The organism is Gordonia heveisoli, assembly GCF_030315745.1.
Classification (GTDB): Bacteria; Actinomycetota; Actinomycetes; order Mycobacteriales; family Mycobacteriaceae; genus Gordonia.
This window is the reverse complement of record NZ_JASXSH010000010.1, coordinates 23,767-48,258: the sequence shown is the minus strand read 5'-3', so window position 1 is coordinate 48,258 and position 24,492 is coordinate 23,767. Positions and strand designations below refer to the sequence as shown.

At 67.3% G+C, this 24,492-nt stretch carries 9 protein-coding genes; 4 read left to right on the top strand and 5 right to left on the bottom strand.

The window, feature by feature from the left end; translation table 11 throughout:
• Positions 1-42: 42 nt before the first annotated feature.
• On the bottom strand, positions 43-18,297 hold the full coding sequence (locus QSJ18_RS10730) for an amino acid adenylation domain-containing protein (RefSeq protein ID WP_286326417.1): 18,255 nt from the start codon (positions 18,295-18,297) through the stop codon (positions 43-45).
• Between the two features lie 683 nt (positions 18,298-18,980).
• Between QSJ18_RS10730 and QSJ18_RS10725 the strand changes: the two genes are divergently transcribed.
• A complete protein-coding gene (locus tag QSJ18_RS10725; protein ID WP_286326415.1) occupies positions 18,981-19,574 on the top strand; it encodes a dihydrofolate reductase family protein in 594 nt (197 codons plus the stop codon).
• Between the two features lie 12 nt (positions 19,575-19,586).
• Here the strand turns inward: QSJ18_RS10725 and QSJ18_RS10720 are convergent, their stop codons facing one another.
• Complete coding sequence (locus QSJ18_RS10720; protein WP_286326414.1) at positions 19,587-20,186, bottom strand: TetR/AcrR family transcriptional regulator; 600 nt, start codon at positions 20,184-20,186, stop codon at positions 19,587-19,589.
• A 71-nt stretch (positions 20,187-20,257) separates the two neighbouring features.
• On the opposite strand from QSJ18_RS10720, the gene QSJ18_RS10715 reads away from it, so the two are divergent.
• The 3 genes from QSJ18_RS10715 to QSJ18_RS10705 are packed head-to-tail and all read left to right on the top strand — an operon-like array spanning position 20,258 to position 23,095.
• Positions 20,258-21,529 (top strand): hypothetical protein, encoded by a 1,272-nt coding sequence (locus QSJ18_RS10715; RefSeq protein WP_286326413.1) that lies wholly within the window; start codon positions 20,258-20,260, stop codon positions 21,527-21,529.
• Positions 21,529-22,314 carry a hypothetical protein gene (locus QSJ18_RS10710; RefSeq protein ID WP_286326412.1) on the top strand — a complete coding sequence of 262 codons (786 nt, stop codon included), beginning with the start codon at positions 21,529-21,531 and terminating at the stop codon, positions 22,312-22,314. The genes QSJ18_RS10715 and QSJ18_RS10710 overlap by 1 nt, the downstream gene beginning before the upstream one ends.
• 43 nt (positions 22,315-22,357) lie before the next feature.
• Complete coding sequence (locus QSJ18_RS10705) at positions 22,358-23,095, top strand: nuclear transport factor 2 family protein (RefSeq protein WP_286326411.1); 738 nt, start codon at positions 22,358-22,360, stop codon at positions 23,093-23,095.
• Positions 23,096-23,229: 134 nt separating this feature from the next.
• Here QSJ18_RS10705 and QSJ18_RS10700 read toward each other — a convergent pair whose 3' ends face one another.
• The 3 genes from QSJ18_RS10700 to QSJ18_RS10690 are packed head-to-tail and all read right to left on the bottom strand — an operon-like array spanning position 23,230 to position 24,457.
• A complete protein-coding gene (locus QSJ18_RS10700) occupies positions 23,230-23,718 on the bottom strand; it encodes an amidohydrolase family protein (protein WP_286326410.1) in 489 nt (162 codons plus the stop codon).
• Positions 23,688-23,840, bottom strand: coding sequence for a hypothetical protein (locus tag QSJ18_RS10695; protein ID WP_286326409.1), 153 nt, complete (start codon positions 23,838-23,840; stop codon positions 23,688-23,690). The genes QSJ18_RS10700 and QSJ18_RS10695 overlap by 31 nt, the downstream gene beginning before the upstream one ends.
• A complete protein-coding gene (locus QSJ18_RS10690; protein ID WP_286326408.1) occupies positions 23,837-24,457 on the bottom strand; it encodes an amidohydrolase family protein in 621 nt (206 codons plus the stop codon). The genes QSJ18_RS10695 and QSJ18_RS10690 overlap by 4 nt, the downstream gene beginning before the upstream one ends.
• Positions 24,458-24,492: the final 35 nt, after the last annotated feature.

Here is a 24,492-nt window from a genome sequence, read left to right as displayed (position 1 = left end):
ATGCGGATCTCGCGAGTCATGATCGGCCCGTGGGTATCTCGATCATCCCAGAATCTGGTTGAGCGTCCCGGCGATTTGCGAGATCGCCGCGATACCGGTCATCTCCAGGTGAGCGGCGTCCACCTCGATGTTGTGGATATCGCCGCTCACGTAGCGGCTCCAGCCCTCGTGTCCGGCGGCGTCGGCTCGCCGGTCACGCGCCGCGGTGAAAAACTGCACGTCGGTGTCGACGACCGGCGGCCGCCATTCGCCCACCGCCTGGATCATGAGGTTGTAGGCGTCGGTGAGCCGTTGGATGGTGGCAGCGTCGATGTTCAGACCGCCACCCAGGTGATCGGCGATCTGCGCGGCGGCCTGCTCCGCGGTCGCCTCGGCCCCGACGAAGTCGATGCCGAGGATCGGTCCGAGGTTGCTGACCAGTTCTCCTGCGGTGACGGCGACGGCCTCCAACACGTCGACGCCGTCGGCCTCCGCGTCGAGCATGGCCAGCAGAGCCACCTCCTCCCCGTCGGCCCGCATCTGCGCCGCGACGGCATGCGCGATGACCCCACCCAACGACCACCCCAACAGGTGATAGGGGCCGGTCGGCTGCACTGCCCGGATCTCTTCGTAGTAGCGCCGGGCGATCGCCGGGACGGTCGTCGGACCGGGCATCTCGCCGCCGATCTGCGGTGCCTGGATGCCGTAGATGGGCCGATCTGCGGATAGGTGCTGGTCGAGCGGGTGATAGCACCATGCGAGGCCAGACGCCGGATGAATGCAGAACAGTGGTGCTCGGTCGCCACCTGTTCGGATCGGTAGCACGACATCGAGTCCCAGTGCACCCGGCTCGGTGTCACCGAATCCGTCGTGCATACCTGATTCGATGCGCTTGGCGAGGTCGGCGGGGCTGGGATCGGACAACATCCAGCGCACCGGCACCTCCACATGCAGGACGTCGCGCAGTTCACTGACCACCTGCACCGATCGCAACGAATTGCCGCCGAGCGAATAGAAGTCGTCGTCGGCGCCCACCCGGGGCAGCCCGAGGACGTGCTCGAAGGTGTGCGCAATCTCCCCCTCGAGCCAGGACTCCGGTTCGCGGTACTCCCCGGCGGTCAGCGTGGGACGCGGCAACCGTTTCCGGTCGAGCTTCCCCGACGCGGTCAGCGGTAGCGAGTCGACGACGAGTATGGCGGTCGGCATCATGTACCCGGGCAATCCCGTCGCCGCGAAGGATGCCACCGCGTCGGTGTCGACGTCGGCGCCGGTGGCCGGCACCAGGTAGACGACGAGATACTCCCCTGTTTCACCGTCGACCACCGCAGCGACCGCCCGCGAGACACTGTCATGCCGGGCGAATACCGCTTCGATCTCGCCGAGTTCGATACGCAGGCCGCGCAGCTTCACCTGGAAGTCGGTGCGCCCCAGATACTCCAGCTCGCCGTCGACGTCGCGCCGCACCCGGTCGCCGGTACGGTACATCCGTTCGCCGGTGACGAATGGGTCGGCGACGAACCGTTCGGCGCTCAGTCCGGACCGGCCGTGGTAGCCGCGCGCGACCTGTGCCCCCGACAGATACAGGTCGCCGGCCACCCCGCACGGCACCGGCCGCAGCCGGGAGTCCAGGACATAGGCCCGTGCGTTCCACACCGGCTGCCCCATGGGCACCGCCCCGACGTCGCCCGCGGTGACCGCATGGGCCGTCGCGTGCACCGTGAACTCAGTCGGCCCGTACAAGTTGTGTAGAGCCACCCCGGGCAGCACGGCGCGCGCCGCGTCCACGACCTCAGCACCGAACGCCTCCCCCGCGACCAGCAGCGCCCGCAACGACTCCACCGGCCCCCGCACCGCGGAGTCGGCGAACACCGCCAGCATCGACGGCACGAAGGACGTCATCGTGATCTGCTCGGCCGCCATGATGTCGGCGAGGTAGCGCGGATCGGTGTGGCCGTCCGGGCGGGCGACCACCAGCCGCGCACCGACCGCGAGCGTCGCGAAGATCTCCCACACCGACACGTCGAAGGTGGCCGGGGTCTTGTACAACACGACGTCGGCGGCGTCCAGGGCATACGCATCGGCGATCCACCGCACCTGATTCACCACCGCCCGGTGCGAGATCGCCACGCCCTTCGGCACACCGGTGGATCCGGAGGTGAACAGCACATAGGCGACGTTGTCCGGCGTCAGCGTTCCCAGTCGGTCCGTATCGGCGATGGGAGCGTCGTCGTATCCGGACAGATCGATCGAATCGAGAGAGGTCAGGACGACGACCGGCCGCGCACAGTCGAGCATGTACTCGATCCGGTCGGCCGGATGGTCGGGGTCGACCGGGACATAGCCGCCACCGGCCGCGTGCACCGCATACATCGCGGTGAGTTGGTCGGCCGATCGGCGCATCCGCAGCCCCACCAGGGTGTCCGGGCCAACCCCCTGCTCGATCAGCCAGCGCGCCAGGCGATGGACCCGCGACGCGAACTCGGCGAAGGTGAACGACACGTCTCCGACGGTCACCGCGGGATTGCCCGCATACTGCTCGACGGCACGTACGAACACCGCGGGCAAGGTCTCGGCCGCCGCGATCTCCTGCCTGACCCCTGCCTGCTGCCGGGCAAGACGATCCCGTTCACCCGTATCGAGCAGATCCACGTCGTACACCGGCTGGTCTACGTCATCCACCAGCGCCACCATCATGCGCCGGAGCCGATCGACGAAGCTGGTGACGGTCGATTCGTCGAAGAGTCCGGTGGCATAGGTGACCCCACCGGTGATCCCCGCTGGTGTGCCGACCTCGTCGTAGGTGTCCGACACCGTCAGCTGCAGATCGAACAGCGACATCCCGGTTTCCGGCTCGACCGCCGACACGGACAGGTCGGGAAGTTCGAGATCGGCGGTGGCAAGATTCTGGAAGACCAGCATCACCTGGAACAGCGGGTTGTGCGCATTGGAGCGGACCGGGTTCAGCTCTTGAACAAGCCGTTCGAAGGGAACGTCGGCGTGTCCGAACGCCGACAGGTCCGTCTCCCGCACCACATCGATCAACTCACGCAACGACATATCGTCGCGCAGCCGGGTTCGCAGGACAAGGGTGTTGACGAACATACCGATCAGGTCGTCGAGCGCGGCCTCCCCGCGGCCCGCATATGGGGTACCTACCGCCACATCGTCGGTGGCAGCCAACCGAGCCAGCACCGCAGCGACCGCGGCATGGAAGACCATGAAGAGCGTCGTGTTGTGGGCTCGCGCAACCTGTTCGAGGCCGGCGTGGAGGTCTGCGTCGATCGTCAGCGGAACACTGGCACCGGCGTAGGTCTGTTCGACGGGTCGCGGCCGATCGGTGGGCAGTTCGAGCACGGCCGGACTGTCGGCCAACTGCGCTGTCCAATAGTCGATCTGGGCGCGCAGCACCGACTCGGCGTCGGCGGCGTCACCGAGGACCGAATGCTGCCAGATCGCATAGTCCGCGTATTGCACGGCCAGCGGCGACCAGCCCGGTTCGACCCCCTGGGTGCGCGCGGAATAGGCGACCATCAGATCCCGCGCGAGCGGTCCGAGCGACGATCCGTCACCGCAGATGTGGTGCATCACGAGTGCGAGAACCCACTGGTCGCCACCCAGATCGAGCAGGCGAATCCGCACCGGCACCTCGGACGTAACCTCGAACGGCATGTCGACCAGTTCGGCGATCACCCGCGCCAGTTCCGATTCGGCGATCGCCATGACCGTCGTCGAGACCTGCGCGAATGTCGCGGGCAACACCACCTGGGTGGGTTGGCCTGCCGCGTAGGGATAGATGGTCCGGAGTACCTCGTGCCGTGCGAGGACGTCGTCGAATGCCCTACTCAACGCATCGACGTCCAGCCGGCCGGACAGCCGCACGATGATCGGGATGCTGTAGCCCGCGGAATCGGGTTCGAACCGGTTGAGGAACCACATCCGCTGCTGCGCGTACGACAGCGGAATGTGCTCGGGCCGCGCCTGCGCGGTGAGCGCGACGCGACCGGTGTCGGTATGTGATTCGGCCCGAATCGCCAGCTTCTCCACCGTCGAGGCCTCGAAGATCAGCGACACCGGCACGGTCGCGTCCAGTGCCGCGCCGAGCCGGGCGGCGACCCGCGTGGCGATGAGGCTGTTGCCGCCCAGATCGAAGAAGTCGTCGTCGGCGCCCACCCGGCCGTCCACGCCCAACACGTCGGCGAAGACCCCGGCGACGATCTCCTCCACCGGTGACGACGGCGCCCGGAACCCCCGGGTGGTGATCACCGGTGCGGGCAGCGCGGCCCGGTCGAGCTTCCCACCCGGCGTCAACGGGATCTCGTCGATGACCATCACCGCGGCCGGGACCATATAGGACGGCAACGCCTGTGCGAGCTCGCCGCGCAGTTTCTCCCCGGCGACGACCGCGCCGGGTGCGGGCACGACGTAGGACACCAGCCGCATCCCTGCCGCGTCGTCACGACGGGGCATCGTCACCGCGTAGCCCACGTCCGGACGCGCGGTGAGCGCTGCGTCGATCTCACCCAACTCGACCCGGAAGCCATGGATCTTCACCTGGAAGTCGTTGCGACCGAGGAATTCCAGCAGCCCGCGCGAGTTGCGCCGGACGACGTCGCCGGTGCGGTACATCCGTTGCCCACCACCGACGGATGGATGGGCCACGAACCGGGCGGACGACAGACCGGGTCGGTTCAGATAGCCGCGGGCGAGCGCCGATCCGGCCAGATACAGTTCGCCTGCCACCCCGACCGGCACCGGCTGCAGCCGATCGTCGAGGACAAGCGCCTGCATTCCCGGTAGCGGCATGCCGATCGTCGACCGCTCCCCCGCCCGCAACTCTTCGGTGGCGGTCGCGACGATCGTGGTCTCGGTCGGGCCGTAGAGAACCCGGAACTCGCGGGCTCGTGCCGGATCGTCCCCCACCCACCGGCTCACCAGGTCGGTCGACACCTCGTCGCCACCGGACATCACCACCCGCAGGGCATCGAGTCGGTCGCAATCCACCGACGCCAGCGCGGCGGGGGTGACGAAGGCGTGCGTCACACTCTCCGCACGCAGGAAATCGGCAAGTTCCTGACCTCCGCGCACCGAGGTCGGCGCGATCACCAGCGCCGAGGATGCGCTCACTGCCAGCAGAATCTCCAACAGCGACGCGTCGAACGACGGCGACGCGAAATGCAGTACCCGCGAGTCGAATCCGATGTCCGGCTCGACATGCAGTCCGGCGAGGTAGTCGGCGATCCCGGCGTGGGTGACGACGACCCCCTTCGGCACACCGGTCGACCCGGAGGTGAACACCACCCAGCCCGGGTTGGCGGACCGGATCGGGTTGCGCCGTTCGGTCACCTCGATCGGATCGACACTCAGGGGAGCGAGCAGTTCGGCGGCGCGGTGGCCGTCCACAACGATCCAGTCGATCTCGTCGGGAAGTGCGGGTCGGGCCGCCGCAGTCGTGACCCCCAGCCGCGCACCCGAATCGGACACCATCTGCTCGATACGCGCCGTCGGATAGTGCGGATCCACCGGCACATAGGCGGCACCGCTCTTGACGACGGCCCACCAGGCCACCACCGATTCCACCGACCGTTCGATCGCGACGACGACACGCCGTTCGGGACCCGCACCGTATCCGATCAGGCTGCGCGCCAGCCGATTCGAGCGCTGATCGAGTTCGGTGTAGGTCAATGTCAGCTCACGTGACGCCACCGCGACCCCATCGGGGTTGGCGGCAACCGCGGCGGCGAATACCTCCGGCAACAGCATCGGCGCGGGCGCCCGGTGACCACCGATGTCCGACAGCAGCGCCGCACGTTCGTCGGACCCGAGCCACTCGATGTCTCCGACGGTCGTGGCCGAGTCGTCCGCGACGGCCTCGAGGAACCGGATCAGGCGACGGACGAATCCGGCGACGGTCTCGGCGTCGAACAGGTCGTGGGCGAACATCAGCACACCCGAGATACCCTGCGGATCACCGTCCTTCGTGTACTCATCGGCGACGATCAGCTGGAGGTCGAACTGTGAGATCCCGGTGTCGGCCACTTCCCGGGTCACCCGCACCCCGGGCAGTTCCACCTCGGCCCGCGACAGGTTCTGGAAGGCCAGGGCCACCTGGAACAGGGGGTGATGGGCGGTCGAACGCTGCGGATTCAGGTCCTCCACCACACGTTCGAAGGGAATGTCGGCGTTCTCGAATGCCCGCAGATCGACGTCCTTGACCCGGTCGAGCAGGTTGTCGAAGGATTCGGCACCGTTCACGACGGTCCGCAGCGCCAGCGTGTTGACGAACATGCCGACCAGATCTTCGAGTCCCGGTTCGCCCCGACCGGCGACGGGTGTACCGATGACGACGTCCTCGGTACCACTGAGCCTTCCGAGCACGGCAGCCAGTGCCGCATGGATCAGCATGAACAGCGACGCACCCCGGCTGCGGGCCACTTCCGACAACCGGCCGTGCAGGTCGGGATCGATGTCCACGGCGACGCGGCCACCGGCGAGTGACGCGACAGCCGGCCGCGGTCGATCGGCAGGCAGATCGAGCAAGTCGGCGGCACCGGCGAGAGTCGACCGCCAGAAGCGCAACTGCGCGTGCATCAACGACTCCGGATCGTCGGCATCGCCCAGCATCTGCCGCTGCCACAAGGCGTAGTCCGCATATTGCACGCTGAGGGGCTCCCAGTCCGGGCTCACCCCGGATACGCGCGCAGCGTAGGCGGTCACCACGTCACGTGCCAGCGGAGCCATCGACTGACCGTCGCCGGCGATGTGATGGACGACGAGGACCAGCAGGTACTCGCCGACGTCGTCCACGCGCCGGTCGTCGATCTCGAACAGTCCCACCCGCATCGGGACATGCGCGGTCACGTCGAACCCTTCACGGACCAGTTCCTCGACGGCGGCAGCCACATTCGCAGACGACGCATGACATACCGCGAGGCTGCTCGACCGAGCGTGCAGGATCTGCTGGCGCGCCTGTCCATCGGTGTCCGGGTAGATCGTGCGCAGCACCTCGTGCCGTTCGGTCACGTCGTCGAGGGCCGCGGCGAGTGCGTCCACATCAAGACGCCCGGACAGACGCAACGACACCGGGATGTTGTATGCCGGCGACCGTCCCTCGAGACGGTTCAGGAACCACATCCGCTGCTGGGCCAGCGACAGTGGCAGTGGGTCGGGCCGGACCGCAGCCGCGAGCGGCAGCCGTCCGCCGCGGGTGAGACCACCGGCCGCCGCCGCCAGTCCCGCCACCGTGGGCGTCTCGAACACCATGCGCAGCGGCACCCGGACGTCGAGGTCGGCGCCGACACGCGCCGCCACCAGCGAGGCGCTGAGTGAATCACCGCCCAATGCGAAGAAGTCGTCGTCAGCGCCGACCCGGGTCACCTCGAGTACCCGTTGGAAGGCGGCCGCGACCACCGCTTCCTCCCAGGTGGACGTCGCCCGGTACATGGTGGCCGCGAAGTCCGGGCGAGGCAACGCCGCCCGATCCAGCTTGCCGGTCGCCGTCCGGGGGATCTCCTCCAAGACGACGACCGCGGCCGGCACCATGTAGCCGGGCAACGTGTTCCCCAGCGCCGCGCGCAGCTCCGCCCCCGACAGCGTCACACCCCGAGCCGCGACCACATACGACACCAGGACCGGCGCCGACCCGGCGCCGGCGAGCGGGACGGTGACCGCGAAGGCCACCTCTCGGCGAGCACCCAGGACGGCGTCGATCTCACCGGTCTCGACCCGCGTACCACGAATCTTGACCTGGAAGTCGTTGCGGCCCAGATACTCCAGTCGCCCGTCACCACCGCGACGGACCAGGTCGCCGGTTCGGTACATCCGCGCTCCCGGATGGCCGAACGGGCAGGCGACGAACCGTGCCACGGTCGTCGCGGGCTTTCCGACGTAGCCGTTGGCCAGGCCGCCGCCGACCAGATACAGCTCACCCGTCACACCGTCCGGGACCGGTCGCATCCAACTGTCCAGTACCACCGCGCCGATCGACCCGACACCGGTGCCGATGGTGATCGGCGCGCCCGGGACGAGTGGGTCGCTGGCCGTGGCCCAGATCGTCGACTCGGTCGGGCCGTACAGATTGATCATGGTGCGGTCGCCCGCCCACCGGGCGACCAGTTCCGGCCCGACGGATTCGCCCGCCGTCGCCAGCACCCGCAACGTGTCGAGGTTGCCGTCGGGCACCGTTGCCAGTGCCGACGGGGTCAGGACGGTGTGCGTGACCTGCTCGGTGGCCATGAGGTCACCCAACTCGGGACCGCCGTAGACGTCCGGGGGCGACACCACCAGCCGCCCGCCGGATCCGTGGGCCATCAGAAGTTCGAAGAGGGACGCGTCGAAGCTGGGCGAGGCCACCTGCAACACCGCAGATGTGGAGTCGACACCGAGAATCCGACGTTGCGCCGCGACGACGCCGGCCAGTCCTCGGTGGCTGACGAGCACCCCCTTCGGCGTCCCGGTGGACCCCGACGTATAGATCACGTAGGCCGTCTCGTCGATCCGGATCGGTCGTTCCCGGTCGGTGTCGGTGACCGGGTCGGCCGATTGCGCTCGGATCGCGGCCGACAGCTCCGGGTCGTCGAGGATCATCCAGTCGGTCCAGTCCGGCAGGCCGGGACGCGAGCGCTGCAACGTGCACCCCACCGTGGAACCGCTGTCGGTCAACACGAAGGCGATCCGCTCGGGGGGAAGATTCGGATCGATCGGGACGAAGGCGACACCGGCCTTGGCCGCCGCCCAGATCGCGACGACCGCCTCGATCGACCGCGGCACCGCACATGCGAGCACGCCGGGTCGACTGCCGTTGCGCCGCAAGATGACCCTGGCGAGCCGGTTCGATTGTTCGTCCAGCCACCGGTAGGACACCGAATCGTCACCGAAGGTGATTGCCGTCGTATCGGATTCATGGTGTGCGGACCACTCCAGGATCTCTCCGAGCGTGGCGCTCACCGCGATCGCCCGCGGCATGACTGCGTCGACGTCGGGATGTGACGTGGCGCCGACCGGTGTGTCCGGCAGTTCCGCAAACTGGGTGAGTGTCGTCACGAAGCGCTCCAGTATGGAGTGGGCTTCGGTTGCGAGGAACTGTCCGCGGTCGAACCGCAGGGTGACGGTGAGACCGCCGGCCGCGGTGTCGGAGGCCGGTTCGGGAGCTACGACCAGACTCAGCGGGTACGGCGTGGCGTCGAGGCCGGTGACGCTGTCGACAGTCAGCCCAGCAGAGGCGACGAGTTGCTGCAGTGTCGCCTGGTGCAGCGGGAACGACTGATATGCCAGCGCGGAGTCGAAGAGTTCGGAAACACCGATACTGCGGTGGATCTCGGGGAGGCCGATGTGGTGGTGATCCATCATCTGCGCCTGTGCGGCATGGATCCGGGTCAGCAGATCGCGTAACGATTCGGCGGGATCGAGTTGGACTCGGACCGGCACCGTGTTGAGGAACATGCCGAGGGTCCTGTCGACCTGCGGCAGCTCTGCCGGGCGGCCCGACACCGCGGAGCCGAAGATCACGTCGGTCTCACCGGTGAGGAGACGCAGACCAAGCGCCCACGCCGCGTTGAGCACGCTGCTGATGGTGACGCCGGCGTCGGCGACGACATCGATGAGCCGCGTGAGACTATCCGCAGGCAACCGGGCGCCGACCTCGCCCGCGTCGATCACCGTGGAGGTCGCGCCGCGGGCCGCGCGGGTAGGCCCATCGACGTCGGAATAAGCGTGCGCCCATGCGGATCTGGCGACGGCGGCATCCTGTTCGCCCAGCCAGACGAGGTAGTCGCGGTAGGACGGTGCGGGTTCGAGCGCCTCCGCGCCACCTTCCGGTGTGACATCGTCGGTCGCGCCATAGTGCGCGAGGAGTTCCCCCATCAGCAGCGGCATCGACCAGCCGTCCAGGATCACATGGTGATTCGTGATCAACAGCCGGAACACGCCCGGAGCCAACCGCATCAGCGTGAACCGGATCAGCGACGGTGCGGAAAGATCGAATCCGGCCGCGGCCTCGGCGGCAGCCAGCATCCCCGCCCGCGTTTCGATGGCGCCGGTGGCACCGTCGTCGACGGTGAGGTCGACATCGCGGAATCGGACGTCGACGTCGTCCACGACGACCTGGCAGGGCCCGATCGAGGTTTCCGCGAAGCCGACGCGCAGGATGTCGTGCCGGTTCACGAGTCGCTGCGCGGCGCGATGCAACCGGTCGACGTCGATCTCGCCGGAGAAGGCGATGGTCGACTGGACCGTATAGCCGTCGCTACCGGTGTGATCGACACCGGCGTCGAAGCTGGCGTGAAAGTGGATTCCTCGTTGCATCGGCGACAGCGGCCACACATCCCACAGGGACGGGTACTGCTGCGCCAGCCGGTCGACGTCGGCCGGGCTGAGTTCCACGAGACCGAAATCCGATGGCCGCAACGCGCGATCGGAGGCGACCTGGCGTGGTCGCGCGACCGGCGAGTCGGCGGCGGCCGGGTGGGCATCGCCGGCCAGAGTCGCGAGCGCGCCCACTGTCTTCGCCTCGAACACGGTTCGCGGCGTGATCACGAGCCCGGCATCGCGCGCTCGGGCCACCAACCGCATGGAGTCGATACTGTCGCCACCGAGGGCGAAGAAGTCACTGTCGGCCCACACGCAGTCGAGGTGTAATACTTCGGCGAACAATCGAGCCATGATCTGTTCGGCCACGGTCTCGGGCGGACGTCCATCGCCGGTATCGGCGTGGAACTGCCTCGCACGTAGCGCCTTTCGGTCGACCTTCCCGGTGCGGGTCAGCGGCATCGATTCGAGTTCGATGATCGCCGTCGGATGCATATAGTGTGCGAGCGTGTCGGCGACCTCGGTGTGCAGGGCGGCCACGTCGAGGGTCTGCCCGGGGGTCGCGACGACATAGGACACCAGGATCGGATGCCCGGCGGGACCGGGTTGGGCAACCGTGGCCGCCTGTGCCACCGCCGGGTGAGCGGTGAGATGGGCGTCGACATCTCCAGGTTCGATCCGCAGTCCGTGGATCTTGACCTGCTGGTCGGTTCGTCCGAGGTACTCCAACTCGAGTCCCCGCGCACCGCGGACCCAGCGCACCCGGTCGCCCGTTCGGTACAGGCGCTCCCCGCGCGCCGACCGCGGATCCGCGATGAATCTGGATGCGGTGATTCCCGGGCGGCCGAAATACCCTCGGGCCAGGCCGGGTCCGCCGATGTAGAGTTCCCCGGCGACACCTGCTGGTGCGGGCCGCAACCATACGTCGAGAACGAGGGCGGATACGCCGCGGATCGGTCGGCCGATGGTCACCTTCTCCCCCGGCCGCAGTGCATCGGCACCGGTGCTCCACACGGTGCATTCGGTCGGCCCGTAGTGATTCATCAGACGCCGTCCGGGCGACCACCGGTTGACGATGTCAGCACCGGTGGCCTCCCCGACGACCGCGACGACTTGCAACGAGCCGAGCCGGGCAGGGTCCATGGTGTCCAGCGCCGACGGTGTGATGATCGCGTGGGAGATACCCGCGGCGCGCACCAATTCCTCGAGTTCGTGGCCCCCGTACACCTCGGGCGGAGACACCACCAGGCAGGCACCGTTCGCGTGGGCCAGCAACACCTCCGACACGCAGGCGTCGAAGCCGGGCGAAGCCACCTGCAGCACCATGGAATCGGCATCGACGTCGAAGGACTCGGCTTGCGCGGCAACGAGATCGGACAGTCCGCGATGAGTGACGTGTACCGCTTTGGGTCGGCCCGTCGAACCCGAGGTGTAGATGAGGTAGGCCGCATTGTCGGGTGTCGGCCGGGCGGTGGCGACACCGGCGGCCGCCACATCCGCCGGAGTGTCGTCGAGCATCAGCCAGTCGACGGTACCGGGTAGCGATGGCACCAGAGAATCGAGTGTCACGCCGAGCGCACACCCGGCGTCGGCGATGAGTTCGGCGAGTCGGTCGGCCGGGTCGTCGGGGTCGAGGGCGACGAATGCTGCGCCGGCGCGGGCCACCGCCCAGATGCCAACGACGAGTTCGACCGACCGCGGCGCGGCGAGGGCGACGAGGATATCCGGTCCGGCCCCTCGGCGGCGCAGTGCACCGGCCAACCGGTCCGCGCGGCGATCGAGGTCGCGGTAGGTCATCGATCCGTCCCCGGATCGGAGGGCGACGGCGTCGGGATACCGTGCCGCGGTGTCCGACAGGATGTCGGTCAGCAGCCGGTCCGGGAGCGCCGCCGGCCCGGCGACGGAGAGCAGTTCTGTGCGTTCGGAATCCCCGCACGACGCGGTCGACGCGACCGTCATGCCAGGGTCGGTCACGATCTGGTCGAGCAGCCGGATGAACCGCCCCAATATGCCTTCGGCGGCGGCCGGATCGAGACGGTCGGTGGCGTAGCGCAGACCCACCTGGAATGATCCGGTGGCGCCGGGCGTCGGACGTGGCGGCGTGACCTGCAGGCTCACCGGGTAGGGCGTGGCGTCGTGGGCGACGAGATCGATCCATCGCAACCCGGCGTCGGCCAGAGTTCGCTCGACACCGCTGCGATCGACGGGGTAGGACTCCAGCACGGTCACGGTGTCGAAGATGTTGGGCAGCCCGGTGATCCGCTGCAGTTCGCCCAACCCGACCTCGCGATGATCGAGCATCGCGGCCTGTTCGGCCTGGACGCGCGCCAGCAGTTCGGCGACGGTTTCGCCCGGCGTCAACTCGATTCGGACCGGCACGGTGTTGATGAACATCCCGATCATCGCCTCGATACCCGGGATGTGCGGCGGACGGTCGGACACGGTGTTTCCGAACACCACATCCGGTCGGCCGGTCATACTGGCGAGCATCATCGCCCAGGCCACCTGGATGGCAGTGTTGGGGGTGACCCCGACGGTGCGGCCCAGGTCGAGGATGGCGCCGCTGGTCGACTCATCGAGGTCGGTGGTGATCTCACCGACCTCGGCGATGACCGACCGGTCAGGCGCCCCGGCCAGGAGACTAGGGCCCGCCAGATCGGCGAGCGTCCGCCGCCACTGCGCCAGCGCCGCTTCGTGATCGCGGTTCTGCAGCCAATGCAGATAGTCCCGGTAGGAGTGTGGTGTCGCCGATTCGCCGACCGCGTCGTCGGCGATGAACAGCGTCAAGAGTTCCTGGATGAGTACCGGCATCGACCAGCCGTCGAGAACGATGTGATGGTTGGTGATGAGGAGCAGGTACTCGTCGGTGTCGACGCGGACGAGGTGGAACCGGATCAGTGGCGGATGCGCCAGGTCGAAGGGAGCCGCCGATTCCCTGCGCAGCCGGTCCAGCTTCTGCTCGCGATCTCCGGGATCATCCAGACCGTCGGTGAGATCGGTGTAGGTCCAGTCCCCCGGAACCGCGCGCAACACGATCTGGCGTGGGCCGTTCGCGGTGTGCACGAAGGCGACCCGCAGGCTGTCGTGCCGGTCGATCAGGGTCTGCGCCGCTTGCCGCATCCGATCGGCGTTCACGGTGCCACCGAGCCGCAGCTCGGCCTGCACGGTGTATCCGTCCCCGGCCGCGCCTCTGCCGTCGTCACCGACGGTGGCCGCCTCGCGGCCGGTGTCGTAGATCGCGTGGAACAGCAATCCCGTCTGCAACGCCGTCAGCGGCCACACGTCGACCATGGCCGGGTACTCCTGCCGCCACCCGTCGACCTCCTCCTGCGAGGTCGTGACCATCGGGAAGTCCGACGGGGTGTGACCCCCGGCGTCGGCATCCCGGACGTGCGACGCCAGGGCCCTCAATGCCTGTACCCAGCCGGCGGCCAGTTCGGCCACATCCGCGCGATCGAGGATGAGGGAGGCGTACTCCCAGGTGGCGGCGATCTCGAAACCGTCGGGCACCGGCTCGGCGATCGCGTTGATGTCGAGGAGCGCGGGTAACGCCATCCATGGATCCTCGGTACCGGTCAACGCGGCGAACTCGGTGGACGGCGCCCACGGCCCGGTGTGTCGTCGGTCCCCCGCCCGTCCCAGATAGTTGACGCTGATCTGTGGTTCGCGCAGTTCACCGAGGGCTGCTCGACCCTGGTCGTCGAGATGGCGCGCCATTCCGTAACCGATGCCGTTGTCGGGTACCGACCGCAACAGTTCCTTGATCTGCTTGAGCGCGCGCCCCGCGGCCGGGCCACCGGCGAAGGCGTCGTCGACGTCGACGTCGCGAAACTGCAGCCGCAACGGGTACCGGGAGGTGAACCAGCCGACCGTGGCGGTGAGGTCTGCTCCCGGCACGGCCTGCTCTTCGCGGCCATGACCTTCCAGCGAAATCCGTTCACCGTCGACGGTCATTCCGCGACGCCGCCGCCATTGCGCCAGCGCCATCGCCAGTGCGGCCAGCAGTGGATCGTTGGCGCTGCCGTGGAAGCGAGCGGGGATGGTGGTCAGGATCGCCTCCGTGACATCTGCTGGGATCCGCACGCGCACATGCTGTGCGGTCGCCCGCACATCGCGGTCGGGATCGAGCGGACGGTGGCCCAGGAGTTGCTCGCCGTCGGCGAGCACCTCGACCCACCGATCCAGTTCCGCGGCGGCACGTGCCGGTGCCTGTTCAACGAGGCCGTGGACCCAGCGCCGCACCGAGGTGGTGGCCGGGGCGCCCCCGGCGTCTCCACCGTCGCGGATCTGATGCCACGCGCCGGCCAGATCGGTGAGCATGATTCGCCACGACACCCCGTCCATGGCGAGGTGATGGACCACCAGCCACAGCAGATCCGGACGGGTGCCGCCGCGATGCCGCATCCAGACGAACCGGACCAGCTCGCCCGCACGGGGATCGAGCTGGTCCGCGGCCGCCTGCAACTGTTCGTCGACCTCGTCGGCATCGCGTCGTTCGAGCGTCACCTCGACCAGCGCGTCGTCCACGTCGACCGCCCCCTGCGGGCGTACCTCGAGGTAGCTGTCCCGTGTCTGCGCGCCGACCAGTTTGGCGCGAAGGATGTCATGTCGGCCCAGCAGAACGTCGAGCGCAGCCGCCAGGTCGTCACGTTCGATGTCATCGGGCAGTTCCACCAGCGCTGCCTGGGCGAATCGATCGATACGTCCGCGTTCGAGCATCGCGTGCATGATGGGCGACAACGGCACCGACCCGACCGGTCCGCCGGGCAGTTCGGACAGCCCGGTGTCGGGCGCCACGTCGGTGGCCGCGATCGACAGTGCCGCGACCGTCTTGGCCTCGAACACATCCTGGGTCGAGAAGGCCAACCCGAACGCCTTGGCCCGCGCGACGAGCTGAATCGAGAGGATGCTGTCCCCGCCGAGCGCGAAGAAGCTGTCGTCGGCCGACACCTCCGCCACTCCGAGAACTTCGGAAAAAAGCTGCGCCAGTTGATATTCCCGCGGCGTCGACGGCGCCCGGCCGGTCCCGGTCGATTCGAAGACCGGATCGGGCAACGCCCGGCGGTCGACCTTGCCGAAGGCGTTGAGCGGCAGGGTGTCGAGTGCGACGATGACCGCGGGCACCATATGCGGTGGCAGGCAGGTACGCGCGAAACCCGCCAGTTCCAGATGGTCGACCGCGCGGCCGGGCATCGGGATGACGTACGAGGCCAGCACGACCGAACCCGCGTTGTTGTGCACCGGTACGGTGACGGACTGCTCGACGTCGGTATGGCCGACCAGCACGGCGTCGATCTCGCCGGGTTCGATCCGGTAGCCGCGGATCTTCACCTGGAAGTCGGTGCGTCCCATCAGCTCCACCGCGACCGCCGGACCGGTCTCGACCCATCGGGCCATATCCCCGGTCCGATACATCCGTTCCCCGGGGTCACCGTATGGGTGGGCGACGAATCGGGCAGCCGTCTGCGCGGACAGATTGGCATAGCCCCGTGCGAGTCCCGGCCCCGCCAGATAGATCTCGCCGGTCGCACCCTTGGGCACCGGCTGCAGCGTCGGATCGAGGATCATCACCGACACGCCGCCGATCGGGCCGCCGACGGTCACCGCCGCACCGGGTTCGAGCACGGATCCGGCCGCGGTGATCGTCGCCTCTGTCGGCCCGTATTCGTTGATCATGCGGGCGAACCGGGTCCACCGGTCGACGACATGGGGCGGGCACCCGGCTCCGCCGACCACGACCACCCGCAGCGCGGTCAGCGGCTCCGGATCGACGGTGGACAGCATCGTCGGGGTCAGCACCAGATGGGTGACACCCTCGTCGGCCAGTAGTCGGGTGAGCGGGTCACCGCCGATCACCTCGGGCGGCACGACGACCAGTGCGCCCCCACTGGCGAAGCAGGTCAGGAACTGTTCCATCGAGGCGTCGAAGCACGGTGAAAGCGCATAGGACACGCGGGCCGTGGCGTCGAGCCCGTAGGTTTCGCAACGGTCGGCGATCAGACCGGCCAGACCGACATGGGTGACCGCGACTCCCTTCGGCGTGCCGGTCGATCCCGAGGTGTAGGTCAGATAGGCGACGTTGTCCGCACGCAGGGGACGGACCCGCTCGTCGTCCCGGATCGGCCCGCTGTCGATCCCGTCGCGACCGCCGTCGCGCGGGTCCTCGTCGATGACGATCACACCGGCCGTGCTCCCGGACAACCGATCGCGATCACGGTCGAGCGTGATCACCGTCGCGGCGCCGCTGTCGGCGATGATCAGATCGATGCGCGCGTCGGGGTATTTGGGATCCACATGGACGATCGATGCCCCGGCTTTCGCCACCGCCCACGCCGCGGCCACCGAGGCGGGCGAGCGTCGAAGCAGGATCGCGACGGCCGTCTCCGGACCACAGCCCGCCGCGATCAGTCGCCTGGCCAGCTGTGACGACATCGCGTCGAGCTCACCGTAGGTCAGCTGCACCGCGCCGGCCTGGATCGCGACCGCGTCTCGGTGCCGACGTGCGCTGTCGGCGAGGATGTCCGGGAGTGTCCGCGTCTGGAGCCCGGACGTGTCCCGGGGCGGCAACAGTTCGGCCCACTCGTCGTCGGTGAGCAGAGGTAGCCTGCTCACCTGACATTCGGATGCGGCACCGAGGAAGTCGTGTAAGAACCGCAGAAAGCGTCGGTGGTGATCGGCCAGTTCACGGTGCGCATAGATGTTGGGGTTGCCCTGGAAATCGACATGCGTGCTGCTCTTACCCGCGCCTGGATAGATGTTGACGAAGAGATCGGGCGTGGGCCCCGAGGTGAGCACATGCAGGCGGCCGATGACATCACCGAGGGCCACCTCGTTGTCGACCATCATCAGGTTGACCGCCGGGCCGAAGGACGACGCCTCGTCGCGGGCGATGCCCATGTCGTGGAAGATGTCCTCCTGGCGGTAGCGCTGGCGTCGAAGTGCACCCAGCAGTTCGCCCTGCACTGCGGCGACCAGGTCACCGACGCCCATCCCCGCGACGCGGACACGCAATGGCACGATGTTGGCGACCATGCCGCCGGAGCGACGCAGGATCGCAGAATGCCGTCCCGATACCGGCAGACTCAGCAGTACCTCGGCGCTACCAGTCATCCGGGCCAGGTACGCGGCGAACGCCGCGACGATCAGCGGGGTGACACCCCCGCCGTCGGAGGCGTCACCGAGCAACTCCGCGGTGTCCTCGGCGAGCGGTGTGCTCACCAGGACCGGATGCAGTGTCGGCTTACCCTGCTGTCCGCCGAGGCTGACGACCGGCGGTGCGGCGGAAAGGTGCTCGCTCCAGAACTTCCGGTCGTTGTCGTAGCGCGACGACTTCGGGTACGCCAGGTCTTGTTCGATGATCGCCGTGAAATCGCTTGCCGCCGAGGCGGGAGCCTCCACGCCGCGCAGCTCCGCGTTGTACAACTCGGTGATTCTGCCCAGCATCGTGACCGCGCCGAATCCGTCCAGCGCGATGTGGTGCGCACGCAGATACCAGAGATAGTTGTGGGAGCCGATCTGGTAGACGGTGCTGATCATCAGGGCATCGGCGAGCAGGTCGATCGGCGCCGAGTAGTCCTCACGCATCAGCCGATGCGCGGTGGCCGCCGGGTCGGGTTCGTCGCGCAGATCCACGGTTCGTACCGGTGGTTCGTAGGCCTTGTCCACATACTGTCGCGGTTCTCCGTCGATCTCGATCAGACGAAGGTGCCCGGACCCGAACTCGAGCGCTGTCCGCCGACAGGCTGCCTCGAGCACATCGGTGCGCAGATCACCGTCGATCTCCACGTATTGGGCCACCGATATCGGCAACGCGCCCGCGACATGCTGGGCGAACCAGATGCCCCGCTGTGCCGCCGACAAGGGAAGCGTCTCGACCGGCTCCGACGAACCCGGGGAGCCGTGTCTGGAATCCGCGACCTTGGTGGCCACCGGCCGGCGTGATCGACCAGAGCCGGCGGCATCCGGAAGACCCTTTCGCATGCGCGCGGAAACAAGGCCCTTGTCGGAGATGGTCATGTGAACTCCATCGATGCGTGTCTAACCGCACCTGCCCCGGCTCAGGCGACCTGGTCGGCATCGCGCCGACTCCGGCTCCCACTCCGATGGCAGCTGCTCGCCATGGAGCGGACCAGTAATGTCCTATTTGTCATTCGTGACCGAGAAACGCACTCGTTTCGCGTCCACTATCACCGAACACGACCCAACATCACGAGCCCAAAAACACTGGCGGCCGTAGAAACTGGTAGTGATTCGACAGGAGATGACCCTACACGCAGCGGCCTATTAAATGGCCATGAATATTCAACGTGAGCCACCCTCATATTTCCCAATAGTCCCTCAATCCTCCTCAATCCTGTTGTAGTGCAGCCACATTCATCGCAATACCGAGGAACTGCCAAGCATTCTTTATGAGCAAGAGTCCTCCAATGGGACTACATTCGCCTTACCCGACCTTTACCTTTATGTTGCCTTAACTAACGGATTAGTCGCACATCAAACAATCCGTCACATTCGCCCGAATTGACCGGAATATACACTCGCTAATAGTTAGCTAACGCAATTAACAGTCAGGATTCGAGGAGCCAACGGAAACCGACCCATCGGCCGTCGATCCGGTCGCGATGTCGCCAGAACGTGGCGAGGACGATCACCCGGCGGCAGGATCGAGGTACCCAAGTCCACAAGCGCCAGGAGAATTCATGAGCCTCATGGTCGACTTCATCACCTCGCTGGACGGCTATGGTGCCGCCGACGGCTGGCCGGGCTGGTGGGGACTCGAAACCGGGGAATACCTACGCTGGCTCGACGATCAGGCCGCCGATGAACGCACGGTTCTGCTGGGAGCCAACACCTATCGCCTGATGAGCGAGTTCGCGACGTCATCGACCGAAGGTGTCGACGCCCTCGACAGCGTCGACAAACTCGTCTTCTCCAACACCCTCACCGAACCGTTGACCTGGGCTAATTCACGCCTGATTCGCGGCAGCGCCGTCGAGGCGGTCCGGGAACTCAAGAACACCGGCGCAGGATCGCTGTCGACACTGGGCAGCATTTCCTTGTCGCGGTCGCTGCTCGCCGCCGGCCTCGTCGACCGATTCCGGGTCGTCGTATTCCCGGTCATCACCGGCAAGACCGGTCAGGAACGCATCTACGACAACTACCCCGATGTCGCGCTCGATCTCGTCGAAGCCCGGACCTTCGAGGGCGGTCTGCAACTCCTCGACTACCGGCCGCGCATGCTCGACGCTCCCCTGCCGCCGGGACCGGGATCAGCCGGATCCGGATCAGCCTGACATGCGAGCGGGTCAGCTCCCCGCCAGGAGCGCCGCACTCACCCGTCCGGCATGACGCAGCAGGCGGTCGACCGGGTAGGTGTCGGGGTCACGCAGACGCAGCCGCACGAGTTCGTCGGCGATGGCATGCAGTGACCGTGCGATCAGTTCGGTGTCGCCGTCGGCCGTGGACGCACCATCACCCTCCGGCGACCGTTTGCCGATGACCCCGACGACGTAGCCGAGCACTGCGGCTCGCGCCCGTTCAAGGTGTTCATACAATTCCGGCGGACCGCCCTCGGAGGGCATCATGAACATCCGCCAGGTCGCAGGATCGGCGTCGACCGCGCCGAACACGCCCGCCATCGCCGCACCGAAACCCGTTGGCGCCGCCGGATAGTGCACCGCACCGAGGAACCCCTGGCCCGCCCTGTCGATCTCGCGGTCCACCAGCGCGATCAGCATCGCGTTGAGGCTGCCGAACTGCTGGTAGACGACGGTGCGTGTCACCCCGCAATCATGTGCGACCCGATTGATGGTGACCGCGTGAAATCCCTCGCCGTCGACGACGGAACGACAGGCGTCGAGCATCTGCTCGCGCCGCTGCGTCGCGGGCAATCGTGTCTGGACCACTTGACCATCGTAACTTACATCACATAAGTTAACTAACACTATGTAACTTACAGGCGGAAGGCCGGTACAAAGTGACCAGACGGAAACGTGTGATCATATGGGGCCCAGGCGAAGTCGGCGGTGCAGCACTACGCGCTGCGCACACAGACGATGCGTTCGACGTCGTCGGCGTGAAGGTGTTCAGTGCACACAAGGACGGTCGGGATGCGGGCGAGTTGGTCGGCATCGGCCCGATCGGGGTCACCGCAACCACCTCCAAACAGCAGATCCTCGACCTCGACGCCGACTGCGTGATCGTCACCCCACTCCCCTCCTCGATCCTGGAGGGCATCGACGACGATGTCATCGAACTCCTGGAATCGGGCAAGAACGTGGTGACCACCGCCGCCTACCACAACCTCGCCATGCCGAACTGGCACAACTCGGCCACGACGCCGATGACGCGGCTGCGGGAGCTATCGCACTCCAACGGCCTGTGGCGCGACGACTCGGAGCGACGCATCATGCAGGTCGGCCGCGCACTGACCCGCAGTTCCCGATTCGACCGGCTCGGTAACGTTGCGCTCAAATCGATAGCCGACCAACGCTTTCCCGCACGCGCGACGCCGGAGCGGATCCTGGCGGCGTGCCGGCGCGGCAATGCGACGCTGCACGGCACCGGCGTGCACCCGACATTCATGGTGGAGCGGCAACTGATGCGCATGTGCCAACCGCTATCGAAGGTCGATCACATCCGGTTCGTCGAGTCGGTCGACTTCTCCCACGCACCCGACGGAATGTGGGGCGGGTTGCGGTTCTTCGGCTTCGGCCGGGACATCGCCGACATCGACACCGATTGGTTTCTCGCGAAGGCCGGCGACTTCTACTACGGCGATCTCACCGGCAACGTCGCGCACGCACTGTACGGCGCACACCCGTCCGAGGTGCGCGTGGAGCGATCGATGCGAGCACTCCCGGCGAAGGCCGACATCCAGGTCGGATCTGCGCGGATCGCACGCGGCACCGCCGCCGTCATGCACATGACGCATCGCGGCTACCTCGGCGACCATCACTTCTTCACCAACGAAGAATGCTGGTACCTCACCCCCGATAACGCGTTTCGCGGCGATGATCTGCCGTTCGGCAACTTCCCGCCACACGGCGGTTACACCTTCGAGGTCACCGGCGAACCGACGTCGGTGCGCGGGCAGATCTCCAGCCCGGTGATCCGGCCGCACGGCAACATGATCACCGCGACCTCGGCCAGCGCCCTGCTCGACGCCGTCGGCCCCACCTGCGACGCCGCGCCCGGCGTGCTCATCGACGACGCCACACCCACCTACCGTCCTGCCGGGAGCATGTGATGACCGCACCCACCGTCGTCTGGACCGACGCCACAACACCGACCATCCCATCCGACATGACCGCCGTGCACGGCCTCGACGAGGCGCTCGCCGTCGGTGGTGGCTGCGTCGTGGTGATCCCCGGCGACACCGGACCCATCGACTCCGCCGTCGTCACGCTCTTGGAGAAGGGCTTTGACGTCGTGACAACGGGCACGCTCACCTCGTCCGACGACACGCTCGAGCAGGCATGTGCCCGTGGCGGCAGCACGCTGCACCACACCGGCCCGCACCACTTCGCCCTCGAGCTGATCGCCACGACGATGCTGCAAGGACCGGCTTCGGTGTCCCACGTCCGGTTCGTCGAGGCGTACCGGGGCGCCGCCCTCCACGACGACCGCCGACATCGGGCGGGGGTGCGGGCGATCGCCGAGGCCGTCTTCGGCGACGACGCCACCGGGATCGAGACGACCGTCGACGCCGAGCCGAATGGCCGCCTCACCGTGCACGGACGGCGTCGTGGCGTGGAGTTCTTCCGCCACGAGATCCTCGCGAGTAGTCGGCCGCCGACCGCCCAAGGCGAGCATCTCCCGTTCGGAAACTTCAGTGGCGCAGTGTGTTACACGCTTCAGGTGGTCGCCGATCCGGGCGACCTCGATATGCAGTGGGAACTCGATCACGACGACGTGGCCCTCACCGCCAAGATCGCCTTCGATGCGGTGGCAGCCACCCGCGCGGCACCACCGGGCATCCTCGTCGCCGACCCTCGCCCCCGCTACCGGTACGACGACCGACTACCCGCCTGACCCCGCCCCGACCGCGTCACCGCCCGGCGAGAAAGAGAGTCCCATGTTCGACGAAACGAAGTTCCAGGAAGCCCTCACCCTTCCCCGACTTCAGCAGCCCATCCCCGAGTTCCTGCCCGGCAACCGGGCCGGCGGGCAGGTCCGCACCATGAACGAGGCCGAACTCACCGCGATGACCGCACAGTGGTTCGTCGACTACGAGAAGAAGATCGAGTTCTACGCCGACCACGGATTCGACATCGGCTGGACGCTGGAATGGGCCAAGAAATACTGGTGGAGCTGGATGATGCGCGACATGTCGCTCAACCACGAGCTGTACACCCCGGACCTGCGCTACAAGGATCCGACGACGTTCGGCCGCGTCATCGTCGGGCATGAGGAGTTCGTCGCCTACAACTTCGCCTTCCTCGACGCGATCACCGACTGGCGCTACGACCCGCTGCCCGGGCAGGTCTACATCGACATGTCGCCCGACGGCGAACTGCGGATGTGCATCCGCTATGTCGGCACCGGACATTTCGGCGGTTCGTTGCGTTTCTACCCGTACGACGACTCGGCGCCGACCCTGCACGGCAACGGCACCTTCGTCCAGTGCACCGCCGTCGACCGCTACCACTTCACCCCCGACGGCCTGATGTATGAGGGCGAAACCCTGTTCGACCTGCTCGACGCCACCCAGTCCGCGGGCATCCTGCCCGGCGACAACAGTCTGCTGTTCAAGAGCCTGATCGGCGCCAGCAAGATCCCGGCCGCGATCCATCGTCTGCGATCGCGGTTCTGATCGAGGGCTACTGGGCGGTCGGCTGACTCCTTCGCGGGGGCACACGCTCGCCAGATCACGATCCCGGTCCACGTGGTGCTGCAGTGGGACGACGTGGCCAGCGCCGCAGAAGACGCCGCCCGATTCTTCGTGCGTCACTTGCCGGCCAGGTAGGTCCCGTTTCGCCACACGGCCAGCGTGTTCAGAGTGTCATCGATGTCGGTTGTCGGATCACCGTCGACCAGCAACAGGTCGGCACGCAGACCGACGGCGACGCGCCCCCGGTCGTCGAGCCCGAATCGACGGGCGGTGGTCGCAGTGGCGGCCGTCAGCGCTTCACTCGGCGTGAAACCCGCTTGCACGAAGTACTGGAGTTCGTGGTGAACGCTGGCCCCGTGCGCAAGACCGCCCATGAACGGTTCGGGTATCGAGACGTCGGTGCCCACCAGAAGGTCGACACCGGCGTCCCGCAACGCGGCCACGGAGGCGAGCACGTCGTCGATGTCACCCTGCGGGTAGTGGCCGAAGCTCGACCGCAGCGTCGTGTCCCACGCCGGGTCGAGGCGCGCAGCGACCCGTGGGTCCTCGGCGAGCCGATCGGCGGCAATGCCGATCATCGAGGCGTTGAGCACCACACAGGGCACGACGAAACACCGGCGTCGGCGATCGCGGCGATGATCGCGTCGGTGTGCGGCCGATCCATGAAGAGATGGGCGAAACCGTCGATGCCTGCGTCGAGCGCCATCCGGGTGGCGTCGATGGTCAAGGGTGCGCGATGGTCAGCATGCCGTGCGAATGTGCCGCCGCGACACCGGCTTCGAGGGTTTCCTGATCGAGCATCGGCAGCCCGGGATGCCCTTCGACCGAGCCGTCGTCGACCATGAACTTGATGTAGTCCGAACCGTCGGCGACGAGTTGAGGAATCACGGCAACCGCCTCGGCCGGCGTCGATACATCGGCCTTGACCGGACGGGGTCCGGTCGGGGCGGCGCCGGGCGGCGGGCCCGGATGGAAGTCGGCCGGAAAGAGCTCGGACGGATGCCCACCGGGCGGAGTCAGCCCGAACCCCGCCGACCGCACATCGGCGACGGAATCGTCTTCGGCGATCGCGGCACGGCGCGATCCGGTGTGCGTCCCCTGCATCTCCAATTCGGTGGTGACGCCGAAACGCAGTGCCAGTGCCAACGCGTCCCGGTTGGTGTGGACGTGCGCGTCGATCAGCCCGGGCAGCAACGTCGCCCCGGTCCCGTCGACGATGGTGGCGCCGGCCGGTACGTCGGTGCCGATGGCGGTGATGACGCCATCGTCGATGACGACAGTGTCGGCGGACAGTGTGGTCTCGCCGTCGAAGATCTTCGCTCCGACGATTGCGGTGATACTCATGGCGGTACTCCCCTGGTCGCGACGTCCGCACTTAA